At 62.1% G+C, this 16,885-nt stretch carries 17 protein-coding genes and 2 pseudogenes; 3 read left to right on the top strand and 16 right to left on the bottom strand.

Annotated features, from left to right (window positions below; all coding sequences use genetic code 11):
* Positions 1 to 9: 9 nt before the first annotated feature.
* From E3O06_RS06770 to E3O06_RS06730, 10 genes and pseudogenes are all read right to left on the bottom strand, one after another.
* On the bottom strand, positions 10 to 351 hold the full coding sequence (locus E3O06_RS06770; protein ID WP_134502226.1) for a helix-turn-helix domain-containing protein: 342 nt from the start codon (positions 349 to 351) through the stop codon (positions 10 to 12).
* Between the two features lie 35 nt (positions 352 to 386).
* A pseudogene (locus tag E3O06_RS06765) lies at positions 387 to 647 on the bottom strand (transposase); the annotation flags it as partial.
* Positions 648 to 763: 116 nt separating this feature from the next.
* Positions 764 to 1,567: an IclR family transcriptional regulator gene (locus E3O06_RS06760; RefSeq protein WP_166788129.1), complete on the bottom strand. Its 804-nt coding sequence runs from the start codon at positions 1,565 to 1,567 to the stop codon at positions 764 to 766.
* Between the two features lie 109 nt (positions 1,568 to 1,676).
* A complete protein-coding gene (locus tag E3O06_RS06755; protein ID WP_134502223.1) occupies positions 1,677 to 2,216 on the bottom strand; it encodes a 3-phenylpropionate/cinnamic acid dioxygenase subunit beta in 540 nt (179 codons plus the stop codon).
* Positions 2,213 to 3,727, bottom strand: coding sequence for an aromatic ring-hydroxylating oxygenase subunit alpha (locus tag E3O06_RS06750; RefSeq protein WP_134502222.1), 1,515 nt, complete (start codon positions 3,725 to 3,727; stop codon positions 2,213 to 2,215). Before E3O06_RS06750 ends, E3O06_RS06755 begins: the two co-directional genes overlap by 4 nt.
* A 43-nt stretch (positions 3,728 to 3,770) precedes the next feature.
* Positions 3,771 to 5,018, bottom strand: a complete 1,248-nt coding sequence (locus tag E3O06_RS06745; RefSeq protein ID WP_134502221.1) for an NAD(P)/FAD-dependent oxidoreductase — start codon at positions 5,016 to 5,018, stop codon at positions 3,771 to 3,773.
* The gene (locus E3O06_RS06740) at positions 5,011 to 5,211 is read right to left on the bottom strand and encodes a ferredoxin (protein WP_134502220.1); all 201 of its coding nucleotides are present in this window, start codon (positions 5,209 to 5,211) and stop codon (positions 5,011 to 5,013) included. Before E3O06_RS06740 ends, E3O06_RS06745 begins: the two co-directional genes overlap by 8 nt.
* Before the next feature lie 152 nt (positions 5,212 to 5,363).
* Entirely contained in the window at positions 5,364 to 5,876 is a 513-nt protein-coding gene (locus E3O06_RS06735; protein ID WP_241979945.1) for a FadR/GntR family transcriptional regulator, read from the bottom strand.
* A gap of 21 nt (positions 5,877 to 5,897) precedes the next feature.
* A pseudogene (locus E3O06_RS18380) lies at positions 5,898 to 6,002 on the bottom strand (GntR family transcriptional regulator); the annotation flags it as partial.
* A gap of 110 nt (positions 6,003 to 6,112) precedes the next feature.
* Positions 6,113 to 7,294 (bottom strand): MFS transporter, encoded by a 1,182-nt coding sequence (locus E3O06_RS06730; RefSeq protein WP_134502218.1) that lies wholly within the window; start codon positions 7,292 to 7,294, stop codon positions 6,113 to 6,115.
* Positions 7,295 to 7,609: 315 nt separating this feature from the next.
* Here E3O06_RS06730 and E3O06_RS06725 point away from each other — a divergent pair, with 315 nt between their 5' ends.
* On the top strand, positions 7,610 to 8,041 hold the full coding sequence (locus E3O06_RS06725; RefSeq protein WP_134502217.1) for a hypothetical protein: 432 nt from the start codon (positions 7,610 to 7,612) through the stop codon (positions 8,039 to 8,041).
* A 78-nt stretch (positions 8,042 to 8,119) separates the two neighbouring features.
* Here the strand turns inward: E3O06_RS06725 and E3O06_RS06720 are convergent, their stop codons facing one another.
* The 3 genes from E3O06_RS06720 to E3O06_RS06710 are packed head-to-tail and all read right to left on the bottom strand — an operon-like array spanning position 8,120 to position 11,242.
* Entirely contained in the window at positions 8,120 to 9,133 is a 1,014-nt protein-coding gene (locus E3O06_RS06720; RefSeq protein WP_134502216.1) for a Bug family tripartite tricarboxylate transporter substrate binding protein, read from the bottom strand.
* A 58-nt stretch (positions 9,134 to 9,191) separates the two neighbouring features.
* Positions 9,192 to 9,734 (bottom strand): tripartite tricarboxylate transporter TctB family protein, encoded by a 543-nt coding sequence (locus tag E3O06_RS06715; RefSeq protein ID WP_134502215.1) that lies wholly within the window; start codon positions 9,732 to 9,734, stop codon positions 9,192 to 9,194.
* The gene (locus E3O06_RS06710; protein ID WP_134502214.1) at positions 9,731 to 11,242 is read right to left on the bottom strand and encodes a tripartite tricarboxylate transporter permease; all 1,512 of its coding nucleotides are present in this window, start codon (positions 11,240 to 11,242) and stop codon (positions 9,731 to 9,733) included. The genes E3O06_RS06715 and E3O06_RS06710 overlap by 4 nt, the downstream gene beginning before the upstream one ends.
* 210 nt (positions 11,243 to 11,452) lie before the next feature.
* Between E3O06_RS06710 and E3O06_RS06705 the strand changes: the two genes are divergently transcribed.
* Both E3O06_RS06705 and phtC read left to right on the top strand, forming a co-directional pair.
* A complete protein-coding gene (locus tag E3O06_RS06705) occupies positions 11,453 to 12,346 on the top strand; it encodes an NAD(P)-dependent oxidoreductase (RefSeq protein WP_134502229.1) in 894 nt (297 codons plus the stop codon).
* A complete protein-coding gene (phtC, locus tag E3O06_RS06700) occupies positions 12,346 to 13,074 on the top strand; it encodes a 3,4-dihydroxyphthalate decarboxylase (protein WP_134502213.1) in 729 nt (242 codons plus the stop codon). The genes E3O06_RS06705 and phtC overlap by 1 nt, the downstream gene beginning before the upstream one ends.
* 66 nt (positions 13,075 to 13,140) lie before the next feature.
* On the opposite strand, the gene E3O06_RS06695 is transcribed toward phtC, so the two are convergent.
* The 3 genes from E3O06_RS06695 to E3O06_RS06685 form a co-directional block, all read right to left on the bottom strand.
* Complete coding sequence (locus tag E3O06_RS06695) at positions 13,141 to 14,793, bottom strand: IS1634 family transposase (RefSeq protein WP_134502212.1); 1,653 nt, start codon at positions 14,791 to 14,793, stop codon at positions 13,141 to 13,143.
* Positions 14,794 to 14,995: 202 nt separating this feature from the next.
* Positions 14,996 to 15,820: an NAD(P)-dependent oxidoreductase gene (locus tag E3O06_RS06690; RefSeq protein WP_134502211.1), complete on the bottom strand. Its 825-nt coding sequence runs from the start codon at positions 15,818 to 15,820 to the stop codon at positions 14,996 to 14,998.
* 77 nt (positions 15,821 to 15,897) lie between these two features.
* A complete protein-coding gene (locus tag E3O06_RS06685; RefSeq protein WP_166788128.1) occupies positions 15,898 to 16,854 on the bottom strand; it encodes an ABC transporter substrate-binding protein in 957 nt (318 codons plus the stop codon).
* Positions 16,855 to 16,885: the final 31 nt, after the last annotated feature.

Raw genomic sequence — 16,885 nt, 5'->3', positions numbered from 1 at the left:
GATCAAGCGTCATACGGACCGCTCGTTCGCGAACCTCTGTTGGGTGTTTCTTGGGCATAACCGAATCCTTTCACCAGAAAGAAAGCGGCAGGAAATCAGGGACGGTTCATATCGTCCGTCGTCCTGCCGAGTTAAGCCGCCCCACTTCACCCATTCTGCGACGAGCCGATGAGTGGTGGACAGCGGCACTCCAGCGCGATGAGAGATGGCCGTCAATGTGAGGGCCGTCACGACGGATGGCGCGGTGAACGCATCGAGGATGGCGAAAAGTTTCGCGGCGACCGACCGGTCATCGCCCGCGGACCCCGCGTGGCCCTCGGGCGTCGTCGACTTCGTCTGCTTTCCTGACATCGGTCTCCAGGCTACTCGAACCGGGCGCTATTCCTCGTCGAACGTATGAGCGCGGTCTCCGCCCGCAGCTCTTGAACTTCCCGCTCGAGTTCCTTCAGACGGGCCCGTTCCGAGACCGTCAGGTCCGCTTCGGTGCCGCCGTTGGCCTCGCGGTATTTGTTGAGCCAGTTCCGGAGCGTCTCGGGTCCGACACCATATGCGGTGGCGACGTCCTTGATCGGTTTGGGGGTGTTAATCACCTCACGGCACAGGTCGTCTTTGAACGCCTGGGTGAAACGCCTACGCGCTGCGGTCATGCTGATCGCTACTTTCAGTGAACCCTCATTTTAAGAGGGCACACTGTCCGGGTTATCCGCGGCAGCTCAGGTCGTCGTGACGGCCGGCCTCACGCAGCATGGGGAAGGTGCGGCGGCTACGACTGCGGCACAGTCCGCAACACCGCTTCGAGTTTCGCCGCGGCCGCATGCAGCTGCCGCGCCACGTGCACCTGGTCACGTTGGTACATCCGTGAAGTTGGCCCGACCGCATTGATCGCTGCAACCGTCTGGTCGTTCTGGTCACGGACCGTCGTGGCCATCGACGCGACATCATCGGGCCGGAAGTTGAGCGCGTAGCCCCGCTGGCGAATTTCCTCAAGCTCATCGCGAAGCGCCGGTACATCGACTCCTTCGGCCTCGAGCTCGGCGAGGATCAATTCGAGTCGATCATCCGGAAGGTCGGCGAGCAAGGCCCGCCCCGTGGCGCTGGTATGCGCCGGCGTGACCTGGCCGGTACGGTCGGTCACCCGGAGCGCGTTCGCGCCCTCGGCACCAATGAGATACCGCACGTTCTTACCCTCGAGTTGGGCGAGATGCACCGTCTCGTTGAGCAACACCGCTAGGTCGGCGAGGATCGGCCTCGCGTGCACTCTGATGTCCATTCCGCGCACAGCAGCCAGACCAAGATCGACGAACACCGGGCCAGCCACGTATGTTCGATCGCCCTCGATCTGGCGGACGAAGTCATACGACTGAAGCATGGCGAGCAGCCGGTGCGCAGTTGAGGTGGATACACCGAGAGACTTCGCGACGTCAGAAAGACGAAGCCGGGGTTCATCCCGAAACATCAGCAGCAACCGCAGGGCGTTCCCGACCGACGAAATCGGATACGCCGGCTGCTTGTCGGCGTTCACGACTGGTGTCACCACCGTGTCAGCATGCTCCTCAAAGACCATCATTGCCACCCTTCCCCAGTAAGCATACGGTGCCCACACTCCTGACGCCGCGTGGCTCCCGGGTGCCCCACCGCGGATCACAGGAGCCGCGGTGGGTCCGATACTTCTGGGTTCAGAGGAATACAGACAGGTTCTTCGCCAACAACACCGTCTGGTCGAGCAGCAGGTGTCGCTTGACGATCTGCCATCCATCGTCAGTTCGCCGCACGACATCCGTGCGGCGCCCCACATAGAAATCGGTCTCGTCGGCCACCCGGTTTCTGTACACGAGGAACCGGCTGGAGAGCTTTACCTCCGGCATCGTCACCTCTTCAATCCGCAGATTGGTGACCAGGTGGGACACCCGAGACACGGGCTCCTCCGCCCAGTGCACACCGGTTGCGAGTTGCAGAACTCGGAGCTCGACCGTCGACTTGGGTTCGTCGAACCAGCAGACCTCAGAGCCGACCTTTGTCTCCCCGCGCGTATCCGCATCGGCGAACTCGACGTTCATGCGAAGGGGCACGCTGTAATGGTAGTCGTCGGCGAGGAGATCGAGCCATTCCTCGTAGCGACGCTCGTCCAGGAGGTTTGCCTCGTGAAAAAGGAAGTCCGAGATCTCCTGCAAAAGGAACCAACGGTCCGGCCCCTTCGTGTAGTCACGCTCGTTCATCGCACGCTCTCGCTTTCGTTCGCTGCGGCTGCGGCTGCGGCTGCGGCATCCTCTCGCCGGATGATCGCTTCGATCCTGTCGTCGGATCGGGCGAGGTCCGTCAGCTCTTCCCAACTGAGGTTGTCGACGAACTCTGCCCAGCGCCGGTAGAAGGCCCGAGCGTTCACCTCACCAGAGATCGCGTGGTTCGAATGGACCGCGCGGTCGAGCTCCGAAAGCTGCTCCGTGCCGAGGCCCTGCTGGTAGTTGTACGGGTACCGCTGTGCCACGACGCCCTTCGATGCCTGGGTCGCATAGTCCCAGTTCTCCATGTCATCCTGCTCGGTCATCCCCCCCGGTCCGGCGTAACGCATGTAGTACTGGCGCAGCCACTCCTTCACATACTGTGGCGCGCGCTTATCGGCTAGGAACCACCGCCAGACCTCGGTTTCGGTCGCGCTAATGGGGTGAGCCACCAGGATGCTGCGAGGAAAGCCCGCGGCAAACGACATGTTCGGGAAGAGAGTGGCCGGCCCGCGTCCGCCCAAACGCCGCCCCTCTGCATCGAGGCGCTCCTTGCGCACCTCCCACGCATTGTCAAAATATTCGTTCATCTCCGGCTCGACGAACTCCGGGTACGGGATTTCGTAGGCGATGTTGTCGCTCGCACCGTGCCCGTTTCGGAACGACGTCTTCGTACGTCCCATCGAGTGTCCGCCCTGATCCTGACGCTCGCCGTGGCGGCGTTGGCCGCGGCCACCTGGGCCGATGCCGACTGCCTCGACCGAGGCGTGCGTCGATGCACCGTGGTAGGTGTCGCCCAAGAAGTTCTCTGACACGAACTTCCAATTCGACTTGATGCGCCATTTAAGTACGCCGTGGAACACCTCCGTGTCACCAGGCGTGCCATCGAACGCATCCGCGAGGTTGTCGAGCCACCAGTGGAAGTCGCCGGCGTAGTCGAGAAACTCCTCGGCATTCTCGTCCCAGTTCGCGAAGACCAGACCCTTGTAGTTGTAGACCTTCGGGCAGCGCACCAGGCCCCAGTTGGGCTTGTCGAGCTTTCCGTTGTAGGCAGCCTTCATATGGGGCACGCCGAAGAGGTCGCCCGGCACGTTGACCAGGCTCCCGTCCATCGAATAGGACCATGCGTGGTACGGGCAGGTGAACTGAGTCGTATTGCCCTCGTCGTAGCGGCACACCTTCATGCCGCGGTGCCGACAGGAGTTCAGAAGCACATAAATTTCGCCGTCGACATCGCGCGTCAATAGGACGGGGTCGGTGCCCATCCACGAGGAGAAGTAGTCTCCCGGGTCTGCGACCTGAGTCTCGTGGCCCACGAAAAGCCAGGCTCGCGGAAAGAGATTGTGCATCTCCATGTCGAAAATTTCATTGCTCATGAACACTTCGCGGCTGATCACGCCGTTGTCGACGTCAACCAGATCGCGGGCGAGCGTGGTGACGACAGGTTCCGCGGTAGCCTCCACGGACGGTCGCGGATCAGAAGTCGATCCAAGGTTTGCAGCGGCCATCTTCGGCCCTCACTTTCTAGTAGATTCGGCGTCAGTGTTCTTCTTAGGCAGCGGCGCGTGTGCCCGCTGCGAGGTCTTCGAGGGTGACAATCATTTCTTCAGTGGACGGGTCGAGGGGCATCAGGCGCCGCGCAGCGACCATGCCTCTAGGCCACCCGAAAGTCGCTACGGCCCCGCAGTCGTTGTCGTCGCCGTGCGTATAAATCGCGACGTGACGTTCGACCGCGCCGGGGAGGGTGAGCAGATCGACATGTGCTTTCGGGTCGGGATGCCCGACGACCTGAATCTTCTGACCCAGCTGATCCGTCCAGAAGTACGGGGCCTCCCGGTACCCCTTCGGGTCCTTGGGGCTGAGCAGGTTGTGTGCCACGACTGTCGCCTGATCTGCCGCGTTAGTCCAGTGACACGCTCTGCGGGGTTGGGCGGAGTTGACGTCATAGAACCGAGCGACGTCTCCAAGTGCATAGACGCGTGGTGCTCCCACTACTCGGCATCGGGCGTCCGTGAGCACGCCGTCGTCGAGACGAACTCCGGATCCGGTGAGCCATTCGGTATTGGGGCTCGACCCAAGGCCGGCTATCAAGATGTCGGCATGGAGCTCATACCCGCTGTCGAGTATGAGCTGCGCTCCGCGCGCGCCTCGGACTATAGAGCTGATTCGCGAGTTGCCGCGGAGCTCGATGCCGCTCTCGGTGTGCATCTGCGAGATCCGGGCACCAACAGCCGCCCCGAGCGCCCCTTCGAGAAGGTGCGTCCTGCGGTGAACGACAGTCACTTCGAGGCCCAACTCGCGAGCAACGGACGCCGCTTCGGCAGCGACGTAGCCGCTCCCGACAACGACAACATGACCGCCGGATGCCAGCTCGTGACGAAGATTATCGGCATCAGCAATGTTGCCAATCACGTGGCCGATCGCGTGACCGTCGGTGTCGGTGAGCGCCTTCGGGCTCAGTCCAGTCGCGATCACGAGCCCGTCATAACCGACCTCACTGCCGTCAGCGACGGTGACCGATTGCGCCTTTGCGTTTAGGGCAACCGCGGCGAGGGGAACAACCTGAGCGCCGACGCTCGCCCAGCCGCCCGGAATGAGCCGGATGCCATCGCGCGTGGTTTGGCCCTTGAGGTAGGCCTTCGACAGCGGCGGGCGATCGTACGCATCGCCGAGCTGCGGCTCGATAACCACCAGCTCCCCGGCGAACCCGGCTTCCCGGAGCGCCTGGCAGGTGCGCGCTCCCGCCACTGACCCTCCGACGACCACCACGCGCTGCAGCTCGTCAGCCGGGCTAATCATGCGCGTCAACCAAGAGCAGCGCGTTCACAGGGCAGCTTCGGATTCCGGCCTGCACGGTGGCGAGTTCGCCGTCCTCGACCGTGTCTCGCGTCACGATGACGAGGCCCTCGTCGTCGAGGTCGAGATGGTCTGGGTCAATGGCGACGCAGTTGCCATAGCTTTGGCAGAGGTGCCGTGTTGCTTCAATCCTCATCGATTACTCCTCAGTCCGTGCGCGTACCCTCCAGCGGCAAGGGGTGATTTGTCTCAACGCTGAGCTGGAATGCTCTAATGGTAATGCCATTTAGCGTGTGAGTCCAGTCGAGCTTTGAAGTACCGAAAGGCACCGTCGGATTGGGGCTGAAACTAGGCGACGCGCGCCGCGGTGCGGCCAAGATGCTCGCGCAAAATAGCCTCCGCGTCTACGACGTCGCGACGCGCCACAGCATCGAGGAGGCGCAGATGCTCGTCCACCCCACTCGCATCTGAATGTGCTGCGGCGTGCAGCGAACGCAGGATCGGGACCTCGAAGGAGGCTAGAAGCATCGTGACGGCTGGATTCTGTGCGGCCGCGCAAAGGCGAAGGTGGAATTCGAACGACCTGCGGGCGTCGAAATTTCCCCGTGCGCGCGCCTCCTGCTCGTAAGCGCACATTGCCCGCAGGTCCACGAGATCCTGCTCGGTTGCCCGCTCGCAGACGAGCGGCAGCGCCCCGAGCTCAATGATTGCGCGGGCTTCTGTAACCTCCGCCGCGGTAAGGGCCGAAAGACTCAGCAGATCGCTGATTCCCGACTGAACAACGTCGACAGATGGAACCGTTACGACCGCTCCACCTTGCACGCCCAACTTCACTGCTATTAGGCCGTTCGCTTCAAGCATGCGCAGCGCCTCTCGAAGAGTCACGCGGCTAACCCCCAACCGCCCGCAGAGGTCACGCTCGGCCGGTAGGCGCTCACCAACAGCGATCGCGCCAGACTGAATAAGAGCACGAAGGCGATTTGCCACAAGCTGCGACGAGCGCTGCGCCTCAACCGGAGCAAAGATGTCGACAACCGGTTCGTCGAGCCGTTTCGCCCCGGGCGGAGGCGATGCGGCTTCACTCGGAGTCTTCACCGTTACTCCCTTTTGCCCGGTCGGTTTGCACTACGAAATACCGCTGCTGCCGGCGCCGCAACAAGTATACCCGCGAGCCCCGTCGCGATCGCGGCGGTCGGAAGCAGCAGCACCAGCCCTGCGGCGGCAAGCGGCGAAGCGAGCAGCGCAACTGAGCGGAAGGCTCCGATGGCTGCAATGGCGGACCCGCGCTCCTCCGCGCCAACGGAGTCTGCGGCGAGCGCCGGGCCGACAGTCTGCAGAATACCTGCTCCGGCACCGGAGATTACGAGCCCGCAGATAACGACAGCCAGCGTCGCCGGAAAGAAGGCAGCCGTCGCCAGCCCGAGCCCAGCTGCAAGAATCGTGATACCGCTGACTGCACGTTGCCCGAGCGCCATTACTCGCGCTGATGCTGCGCTGCCACCAAGGGCCGCCAGATTTGCCACCGTCACGAGGGCTCCGACGGATGCGACCGAGTGGCCTGCGGCGGTCAGGATGACCGGGAGATAGGAGTTCAGAATGCCTCGCCAGGCACCCGCGCAAGCGGTCATATTGGCAGCGGCACCGACTCCAGGGCGAAGCCAGATCCTGTTTTCTCGACGCCGCCCAGGCCGTTTTGCTGGCGCGAACGGGTCGAATCGGGTTAAGAAACAGGCCGGGACCGTGGCGAATGCCGCGAGCCCGCCAGCTGCGAGTAGCGCGACTTCTAGCGACCAAACGCCAATGAGTCCGGCCAAGGCCGGGCCGACGAGTTGCCCGACTCCCTGAACCACGTTGAGACGCGCGAGCGCCGAGACGGCCGAGTCGGCCGTTCGCACCACGTGCGTCTGGCTTCCGGTCCAGAAGTAGGCTCGCGCGGCCCCTTGAAGGAGTTGGGAGACGATGAACGCCCACAACGCGTCACTGCTTGCGAGCAGGATGCAGGACGCTGCGAGCAGGATGGTCGCCATCACCACAAAGATGCGCGTGGGCAGGAGCGTCATAAGACGGCCAAGCCCGAGACGGGCTGCTGTCTGGGAGATTGCGGACACGGCCACGATGACTCCGATGATTTCGATTCCGTGCCCCGCAGTGATTGCGAGCAGCGGAACGATAACGGCGGTCATTGCCTGCGCCACAGAGAATGCGAAGTTCGCGATTTGCACGGCAAGGGTGTCGCTGCGCCAGCCGTCAGCATGCTCTGCGACCGGAATTCGTGCCATCCGTGCTCCCCCTATCGAATAGAACTAATGGTAGGGCCATTTGCGTAGATCCGGCGTATTGTCGAATGGACGGTTCGAACGAGGAGCACAGGGAAGGAATTTGCGATGGGCACAATTGGAGGCGCACTTTCGAATCGCTGGGAGTTCATGTGGGACCAAGCCCCCTCCGCAACCGCTGCGGGCCTCGCCCAAGACATAGAGCTGCTAGAGGGCGTTTCTCGGGGCGTTCGGCAGTCAACCCTAAGGCTCTGGCAGAGTACCGAATCAGGCATCGTGCGCCCCGGTGCCCGCGTCTCTGAACCACCTGGTGGCGACGTGCTCGCCCACAGGCTCACGCCAGGAGCCGAATGGACGGTTGCGGAGAAGGAAACCATCCTGTGGTCGATCGTGTCTGACCACGGGTTCAACTACGACAGCATCCCGGACCTCATCTGCGAATGGCCGCTCACAGCGCTACGTCTCATTGGCCTACAGGCGAGCGCCAGCGACGACGGCTCGCTCCGCACGCCCCTCGGCACGGTCGGACACTGGGGCCTAGCTATTCGTGGCGACGCCTCGCTGGTTCAAGGCGTAATCAACTACGCCGCTCCGACAGGAAGCGGCGGGTGGCACCCCGATTCGGAGAATGTGCGCAGCCAGTCTGGGTTGCCTCTACCGCTAGTGCTCGACCGATTCTCGCGAACGGCGAAGACCTTGTACCGTGCACTCGAATCCCAGCTCGACCAGAGCGAGGCCAAGCGCGCCTGATTGCAGCGCGCGCTTACACGTCGACAGACAAGGAGGGGCACCGAATACCCGGTACCCCTCCTTGGCGCAGCGTGTCGCTTATCCCGAATAAGCCTTCTTGATGAGCTCAACGTACGCTTTAGGGGATCCCATGACGCCGCTGACAAGCTTCTGCATGTCTGCACCGCCCATGAAGCTGATCGGGCGGCCAGACTCGGCCGCGGACTTCTGGAACGCCTCGTCTGTCACTGCCGCCTCAAAGGCGTCACGCAGCAGATTGAGCATGCCCTCGTCCATGCCTGGGGGCGCTGCAATGATTCGCCCGCTCGAGACGAGCGCGGAGTGCAGGATCGCGAGCTCCTTCGAGCTCGACGGGACCACATCCAGCAGATTCGGCACGTTCGCGATTTCTGATTCACCGGAGTTCGTACCGATCACCAGAACGGGAACGAGGTCGCCTGCTTTGATACCCGGCAACTGGCTGCCCAGTGACCTTGAGTGCAGGTCGACGTTCTTCTGGACCACGTTCAGGCTGGCCTCGTTACTCGACGCGAACCCGGTAATCACCTCGCTGTCGAGACCGAGCAGCTCGTTCAGCACCACGGCGTCGATGTACTCGTTCGACCCCGGTCCGGTCGCCGCAAAGCGCTTGCCCGCCATATCATCGGCGGACTCGATCTCGCCGCCGCCGTTTGTTACGACGACGTCCGGCTCGGAGCTGATCTGGCCGATGTAACTCATCTTCTCAGCGTCGTAGAGAACGCCGTCGGCCTCCGCAATTGCAGATCCGAGGTGACCGGGTCCGTTGAGAAGTGCAATGGTGCGACCATCCGGCTTCGAGTTGACGACCTCGTTCGTCGCGAGGATGCCGCCGGCGCCTGGCCTGTTTTCAACAATTACCGTCGCCCCGAGCTCCTCGCCAAGCAGGGGAGCGAGCATCCGCGCATACGCGTCGTAACCGCCGCCCGGATCGAAGGGGACTACAAGGGTGATTGTCTGACCCTCGAGCGAGGTCTCAGCGTCGGGGGTATCGCCCGACGCAGCATTCGAGGAACATCCGGCGAGCACTGCCACCGTGATCAGTGCCGCGATACCCATTCCAACTTTTTGCATGTGTTACCTTTCGTTTGTCTCCCCGCGGTCGCCTACGACCGCGGGTCCTCCGTCGGAGCTAGGTGAGGCCGAGCAAGCCGCCGGGGAGCGGGAGCTTCAGCAACGTCGAGAAAATTAGGAAAGTGATGCCCGCCAGGAGCGCGGCATAGACGATAGCAAAGAACCAAGAGCGCGACGCCTGAAGCTTCAGGTACGCCACGGTAAAGACAGCCATAGCGACGTAGATCCCCGCAACGGCAAGGGCGACGTAGAAGCCGCCGAGCCAGGCTACGGCAACGATCCAGTCTCGGGTCGTGAGGCTGCGGAAGAATTCATACTCTTGGTCCGCCATCGAGCGGGCTTCCTCGGGAATATTCGTCTTCGGTGCTTCAGCCGATCGCGGAAAGAAGAGGACCCGCACGAGGAAGGTGGCCGAGGCAGCAGCCCCAAGCGCACTCACTCCAAGTGGAAAGTATGCGGCAAGCGGCTTCCATTCGGTGGCCATCGTCATGGCCGCAAGGAACACGACGAGGAGAAGCGCCGTAATAATCAGATCAGACTTATTCACCCGCGCCCAGCGCCCGGGGGCGGCGCGAATCGCTGAGATCACTTCCGTGCTCATACCAAACCTCCAGTAAGTTGACCGACCTTACGCGCTGGGCGCTTCTTCCGCGCGACGCGGATGGCCGTCAGTAGGATCATCGCGCCGATTGCAACCTCGACAAGCACCACACCGGGACGCGAGAGCCAATCCCATTCGAAGAGTGCGTAGCTGACCATGAAGTAGCGCTCGAGCAGCTCACCGAGAACAAGCCCGAGGAGAAGAGGAATCCGCGGCCATTTGAAACGCGCCGCCACCACACCGATTGCGAGGAACGCCAACATCACCCAGATGTCCTCGCCGGCGTTCTTGTAGGAGAAGGCGCCGATCGTGAGCATGGCGATCAGGAACGGCACCAGGAGTTTGCCAGAGACCGAGGTCAGCTTGGCGAGCGGCCGGATGAGGAGAGCTCCCAACACGACGGCGACGAGGGTGCTGAGCACGATGATCCATACCAGCGAGAGCGTCACATCGAGTTGCTCGGTCAACATCTCTGGGCCGGGATTGAGCCCGAGGATCAAGAACGCTCCGAGCAACACGGCCATGCTCGCGCTGCCGGGAATACCGAACGCGATCGTCGGAACCAGCGCGCCGCCGTCTTTTGCTGCGGTGGTTGAACCTGCCGCGATAACACCTTCTATCGAGCCGTTGCCGAATTCTTCAGGGTGCTTCGAAGTCTGCTTTGCGTGGCCGTAGGCGACAAACTGCGACACCGACCCCCCGAGCCCTGGAAGAATTCCGAGACCAGCACCAATAGCGGAAGTGCGCAGCATCAGCCACCAGTTGCGGAAACTGTCTTTGACACCCACCATGATTCCACCCAGGTGCGGTGGCGCCGTCTGCTTTGGACCGCTGCCCTTTTCAAGCATGGTCTGGAGCACCTCGGCACCACCGAGGAGCCCGACAACGACAGGGACGATGCCGATGCCCTCCCAGAGATGCAGATTGTCAAATGTATACCGTGGGATGCCTAGGTTCGGATCGATTCCGACGAGGGCAATCAGAACGCCGACAGCCGCCATGATCACGCCCTTGTGAATACTCCCGGCGGAAAGGGCAGCGATGAAGGTCAGGCCGAGGAGGCCAGCCGCGAACAACTCAGGGGCACTGATGCCCAGCATGAGCGGGCGCATGACGGGAATAAGCGCCATGAGAACGAGGGCTCCAAAGATTGCCCCGACTGCCGAGCTTGAGAGGGAGGCGCCGAGCGCCCGCCCGGCTTGCCCCTTCTTATTCATCGGATAACCGTCGAGCACCATCGCCGCGGACGTTGGCTCGCCGGGAATGCCGAACAGAATTGAGGTGAAGTCCCCCGCGATAGCGCAGACGACGTACATGCCGAGCAGGAGCGAGAATGCCGGAACGGGGTCCATCCCGTAGGTGACGGGGATCAACAGCGCCAAGGTTACCGCGCCGCCGAGACCAGGGAGGATGCCGACAAAGAAGCCGATCACCACACCGATCAGCAGCATGAGCAGCGACATCGGGGTTACCGCTTGCGCTAGACCCGCTCCTATCGCATCGAGCACAAAGAGCTCCTCTCCGGCTTCTTCGCCAGTTCAGTAGTGGTAAGACCGGGCATATCCGGTCATCTTGCAGAATATGAATCTTCTGTACGGATACTACGCATTGCGAGAAACGACTGTCAAGCGGAACCCCCAGGCCGCACATCTCCAAAATTGTTGCTGCACGGAAAAGATTTCTGTAGAGTGGGATTGCAACGACGTTGGAAGGAAATCATGACTATTAATTATGTGGGGGTTGTCGGGCTCGGTGGCATGGGCAAGGCCCTCAGCGAGTCACTCATCGCTGCAGAGCACGCGCTCGCCGTATGGGACCGCCACATGGATCGTGTCGCCACCACCGCCATGATCGGCGCCTCTCCCTCTGTGAGTCCCCGCCAACTCGCGAGCCAATGCGAGGTCATTTTCCTCGCGTTGCCGCACGCGGCGGCGGTGCGCGAAGTGCTCTACGCGGAGCCGGACGGTGTGCTCGCAGGCATCAAGGATGATGCCCTGATCATCGACATGACAACCGGAGACCCGACGCTTGCCGCGGAGGTCGCGGAGCGCGTCGCTGCGCTCAGCAGGGGCGTGCGGTATATCGACGCGCCCGTGTCGGGGAAAGCCCCCCAACTCACCGTGATGGTCGGCGGTGCCGCAGGCGTGCTCGGCGAGGCGGAAGCCGTAGTCGAGGACATCGCCAAGCGTGTTGTTTACGCGGGTCGACTTGGCGAGGGGTTCGCCGTCAAGCTCATTCACCAGCACGTTAAGTATGCAACGCACCTGGCGGTCTCCGAGGCCCTGCTGCTTGCATCCAAACTGAACCTGGATATGCCGACCGTCATCGAGGTACTTCGGCATTCGACCGGAGTCGAAGGCGGCCAGCAGGGCGCCATCGAGTTCTATGAGTCGAATACTCGCGCAATGGCAAAGCGCGCGCCGTCGACCACCATCAAGAAGGATCTCGACATGGCGCTTGCGCTCGCTGACGAGGTTGGCATGACGAGCTCCACATTGTCGGCAACGGCGGCGTTCTTTACGGCGGCCGTCGAGCGAGATTACCAAACCCGCCCGTACCCCGAGGCCTCTGCCCTGCTCGAAGAGCTCACTTTGAAAGACGGAGCACGGTGATGGGCCTTGACGATTCCCAGCGGCGACTTCTTGCTGAGGCCTGCCGAATTCTCGCGCACGCCGGCTTGGCCGAAGACATCCTCGGTCACGTAAGCCTGCGCACGAGCGAAGGGCTCGCCGTCCGCTGTCGCGGCAGCTCTGAGTCGGGGCTCCTGTTCACCACCGAGAAGGACATCCACGAGATTTCGTCCGCGCCCTTGGACCCTGCTTACAGCGCTCCCAATGAGTTGCCGATTCACTCGGAGGTGCTCCGATCCCGGCCAGACGTCAACTCCGTTGTCCACGTGCATGCCCCGTACCTCGTCGCGGCAGATCTCGCCAACATCGTGATTCGTCCGGTCGTCGGTGCCTTCAACATTCCTGCGATGCGGATGGCCGCCGACAGTATCCCCGTGTATGGCCGCAGCGTACTCGTTAACAGTGCAGAACTTGGGCAAGAGCTGGCCGCCGCCCTAGGAGATGCGCCCGCGCTCATTCTGCGCGGTCACGGCATCGTCACTGTCGGCTCGACGGTGCAGGAGGCAGTCGTGCGGGCGTTGAATATCGAGATGCTTGCGAAGTTGCTGGTTCGAGCGAGCGGACTCGGCACGGTGTCGTACGAGGTGCCAGTGGAGGACCAGGAGCTGATGCCTGACCTAGGCGGTACCTTCAATGACACCTTCGTCTGGCAGTACCAGCTTGCCCAGCTTCGCCATGTGGGGCTCCAGCTCTCCGCAGGACTTTCCTAGTTAGCTGTGGCCGGACTGCTAGATGTGCTGGTCAGAAGTTGTTTTTGGTGTCTGTTTTTGTATGACCTAAGTTTGTTTTGGTGCCCATGTGCTCAGGCCGAAGATTTCGGCGAGTTGGTCTTGGGCGGGGGTGGTTTCGGTGAGCATGCGACGGGCTTTGGGGCGGCCACCGGTGGAGGGGTAGATGAGGACGGTTTCCTGGATGCCAGCGAGCTGACCGAGGAAGTCCGCCACGGAGAGGTGGAGGCCGGCGTGTTCGGCTTCGCGGCGCATGAGGTGCGCGATCTGCAATGCCAGGACACAGGTGAACGTGTGGACGCGGATGTTGTGCTCGGTCCAGTGATTCATGGGGGAAAATGACACCACGGTGGGGTCTTTGAGCTGTCGGAAGCTGAACTCAACGTCGGATTGGGACCGGTAGGCGGCCACGACGTCGGTGATGGGCCAGTCGTCGTGATCGGTGACCAGGATCCGTTTGCCAAACACCTCGGCCTCCAGAGCGGCGCGGGCGTCGTCGTTGATCGTGACGGTGAGGCGGTGCTCGGCGGGGGTGCTGCCGGTGAGGTCCCAGGTCAGGACGCGGCGAACCCACGGGTCGTGGATGATTGAGCGGATTTCCTCGGTGACTTTCTCGGTCGGGCGACGCGTTTTACCGCGGGCTAGCGTCGCTGCGAGCTCGGCGAGTTGACCCTGGGCTTTGGTGAGGGTCTGGACGAAACCGATCGCTTGTTTGTCGTGCAGGGTGGGGGAATGCGTCAGGATCACGCGGCGCTCGATGCCGTAAATGATTCGGCGGGTTTCCACCGCGCTGAGCCCACCGAACCGAGCCTGGTCCACGATGGTGAGGTCTGTGGCGGGGAGAGCGAGGAGGTCAGTGCAGTACGACGGCGGGACCGACCCCACGAAAGACAGCCCCGTGTCGGTGAGGTGGGTGAAGTTGGATACCGAGTTTTGCCCGGCATCAAAAATGACCGTCATCGTCGACGGAGCCCTGAGCCCAGCTTCTGTGACCAGGGCGGTGTGGCGGGCGTGGAGGAGGTCTATCATGGCGGGGAATTGGGTGACGTCGGGCTTGTTCCCCGGATAAGCGTGGGACACCAAGGGAACACCGCCGTCACGCGTGACGACCAAGCCCAGGCCCACCAGGCGCAGGTCGGTGCGTTTCTGCTTGGCTTTCCCGCGCTGGGCGATGGGGGCCTTGTCGTTGCCAGAATCGATATAGGTAGCAAAGTTCGTCATGTCCAGCGCCAACGCTGACATGTCCAACCGGAACGTATCGATCATCGCCACCGCCAGGCGCTGTTCAATCTCGGCCAGCTGCTCCACGGTGATCTTGTGCATCGCGTCCCAGAACCGGCGGTGATCCAGCACCCCCGGTTTGATGCGGGTGAAGCGCTCGGAAGCGGTCGTTTTCCACCACGGCGCAAATCCAAGTTTCGAGGTGGGAGAGACGACCCGGTTCAACGCGGCCAACGCCAGATACGTGCCCACCGACGCGCCCGCGTCGCTGCGGCGGGGACCGACGACAGCATCGATCACGCCGATCACGTCGAGGCGGTCCAGCACGCCCCAGACCGCCGCAGTATCACCGAACCCCAGATGACGAGTCTGCGCGGGCATCGTCTCCGCTTCACGCGACTTGTGCAGCTTGCCGATCTCGGCCGCTGAACCCAAATACACCTCGCCGACCATCTTCGGCTTGCCGTCCACTCGGGCCATCTCGCGCAGGTAGTAATACGGTTTCCCGTTGATCGTCTATTTATACAAACTAGCCATACTTTAGGTCATACCCTATTTTAGACCAAAAACACCGCCGACACGCCGAAAAAACCCAGATCAACATCTATATCGAGCAAACCTCAAAAAGACCAAATCTGAATAGCCCGAAACCTCCCGCTAACACCTGCGGCATGCTCTCAAGTCAGCCCGGCAATCGTTCCTCGGCGACCTCGCGGAGGAAATGCTCCTCGGGCTTCTGCCATATGTCGAACGCATCAGCGACTGATTCGAGGACTGGTACAGGCACATGCAGGTTCTCGGCGACCTGCTTGGCGATGGCGAGGTCATCCTGCGCCCACACGGGACGCACGTCAGGCCACATCTCGAGCGCCCAACTCCGGGCGCTGCTCGTGAGGAGGGCCTCTCGCGCCGTCTCGACGTCGACACCGGCCGCGTTCATAAGCCGCATAGATTCGAACACGCCGAAGTATGCCGCCCAGAGCATCACATTGTTGGCCATTTTGGTGACCTGTGCAGCGCCGAGTCCACCGACTCGGATTACGTCAGAGCAGAACGCGGTGGCAACCGGGGTAAACCGCTCGAGATCTCCGTCGGCGCCTCCGAGCAGGGCGAGCAGCCGCCCCTCTTCGGCTGCTACCTGACCACGGCACACCGGCGAGTCGACGATGCCCACATGATCTGGAATGGTCGCCCTGATGTCGTTCAGAGTGGCCGGCTGCACTGTGCTCAATATGGCGATCAGATGTCCGCTCCGCAGCGCGGCGAAGAACCGCTCCTCGAATAGGATATTCTTCACCTCCTCGTCAAAGCCGACAATCACGAGGATCACGTCTGCAGATTCGGCCACCTCGGCCTCCGAGGAGCAGCGGATGATTCCGGGTAAGGGGTGTGACACTTCAGCCGGGTCGTATCCAAACACATGAAATCCCGCAGTGACGAGGTGGCCCGCGATGACACTTCCCATGCGGCCAAGGCCGAGGACACCAATTCGGTTGAGTTCGGTCATTGCACACTCTCTTCTCTGATGTCTGCTGCACTGTCTGGGTACTGTGATGATCGCCGAGCGTCACACCCCTGCCGCGACTACTCGTTCGCGCCTGTGAGGATCTCGGCGGTGACATAGTCTGCCGGATCGGGGCTTCCCTCCACGCGGTTCGTCTTTTCGAGGTATCCGAGCGCGGTCCCGACGAGCTCGAGCTCGATCGGTGAGCCCGCGATGAAAACGTCTTCGCTCAGGTAGAGGTCGTACGTCATCTCAGCATCTACCTGATCGACTTCTGCCCGCTCGACGAGGATTTCGATCGCTCGCTCTTTGTTCGCGGGGTCTAGGAGCCAATCCACTGCCTTCTGGATCGCCTTGGTGTACCTCACCGCGGCGTGCGGGCGATTCTCTAGGAACGAATCGGTGCCGAAGTGTGCCGTGAGCACGCCTGGCAGCGAGATCTCCTCGATGAGGGGAAACCCACTTCGAATGGCAAGCTGGTCGGTTGGCGCGGTCAGCGTCGCCGCGACGACAGCACCGGACTGGAGGGCTTGATACCGCTGCCCACTCGAGCCGACGATGATCTTGTCGATGTCGTCCGGGTCTGCTCCCTCGTCCTCCAGCCACTCCTCGAGGAGGATGGTGGCCGTGTCATCGACATTGCTCGAGGCGACCTTCTGTCCGCGGAGTGAATCCGCATCCTCGAATCCGGGGGACCCGACGATGCTCACCAGGATCGTGTTGGATTGCCCTGCAAAGATCGAAAGGGGGGCACCCTTCTCAATCGCGGCGAGACCCTGTTCTGCGAACGGCGTACCCACGTCGGCCGCACCACCCACGAGCGCCGCTAGAGTCGCCGCGGGGCCCGGCGTCAGCGTGATCTCGGCCTCGACGGCGAACTCGTCGAAGAAGCCCTCGGCTTCCGCAACATAGATGTCCCAGAAGAGAGCGGACTCGGCGGGAATTACGATGCTGATTCTCTCGGGCGTTAGTTCTTTTGCGGTCGAATCAGGATCTGCTCCCGTTCCGCTTCCTGTGGAGCATGCGGCGAGCGTCATTGCTGCGCCGATCGCAAGAATTGGTGCGATT

It is taken from the genome of Cryobacterium glaciale (assembly GCF_004402535.1).
In the GTDB taxonomy this organism is placed as follows: domain Bacteria; phylum Actinomycetota; class Actinomycetes; order Actinomycetales; family Microbacteriaceae; genus Cryobacterium; species Cryobacterium glaciale.
The sequence above is the reverse complement of the archived record's forward strand: the minus strand, read 5'-3'. Positions and strand labels throughout refer to the sequence as shown.

Bases quoted from the DNA above. Each gene is read 5' to 3' on its own strand.
- E3O06_RS06770 (WP_134502226.1), bottom strand. From the start codon at position 351: ATGTCAGGAAAGCAGACGAAGTCGACGACGCCCGAGGGCCACGCGGGG.
- E3O06_RS06760 (WP_166788129.1), bottom strand. From the start codon at position 1,567: ATGATGGTCTTTGAGGAGCATGCTGACACGGTGGTGACACCAGTCGTG.
- E3O06_RS06755 (WP_134502223.1), bottom strand. From the start codon at position 2,216: ATGAACGAGCGTGACTACACGAAGGGGCCGGACCGTTGGTTCCTTTTG.
- E3O06_RS06750 (WP_134502222.1), bottom strand. From the start codon at position 3,727: ATGGCCGCTGCAAACCTTGGATCGACTTCTGATCCGCGACCGTCCGTG.
- E3O06_RS06745 (WP_134502221.1), bottom strand. From the start codon at position 5,018: ATGATTAGCCCGGCTGACGAGCTGCAGCGCGTGGTGGTCGTCGGAGGG.
- E3O06_RS06740 (WP_134502220.1), bottom strand. From the start codon at position 5,211: ATGAGGATTGAAGCAACACGGCACCTCTGCCAAAGCTATGGCAACTGC.
- E3O06_RS06735 (WP_241979945.1), bottom strand. From the start codon at position 5,876: ATGCTTGAAGCGAACGGCCTAATAGCAGTGAAGTTGGGCGTGCAAGGT.
- E3O06_RS06730 (WP_134502218.1), bottom strand. From the start codon at position 7,294: ATGGCACGAATTCCGGTCGCAGAGCATGCTGACGGCTGGCGCAGCGAC.
- E3O06_RS06720 (WP_134502216.1), bottom strand. From the start codon at position 9,133: ATGCAAAAAGTTGGAATGGGTATCGCGGCACTGATCACGGTGGCAGTG.
- E3O06_RS06715 (WP_134502215.1), bottom strand. From the start codon at position 9,734: ATGAGCACGGAAGTGATCTCAGCGATTCGCGCCGCCCCCGGGCGCTGG.
- E3O06_RS06705 (WP_134502229.1), top strand. From the start codon at position 11,453: ATGACTATTAATTATGTGGGGGTTGTCGGGCTCGGTGGCATGGGCAAG.
- phtC (WP_134502213.1), top strand. From the start codon at position 12,346: ATGGGCCTTGACGATTCCCAGCGGCGACTTCTTGCTGAGGCCTGCCGA.
- E3O06_RS06695 (WP_134502212.1), bottom strand. From the start codon at position 14,793: ATGGCCCGAGTGGACGGCAAGCCGAAGATGGTCGGCGAGGTGTATTTG.
- E3O06_RS06690 (WP_134502211.1), bottom strand. From the start codon at position 15,820: ATGACCGAACTCAACCGAATTGGTGTCCTCGGCCTTGGCCGCATGGGA.
- E3O06_RS06685 (WP_166788128.1), bottom strand. From the start codon at position 16,854: ATGACGCTCGCCGCATGCTCCACAGGAAGCGGAACGGGAGCAGATCCT.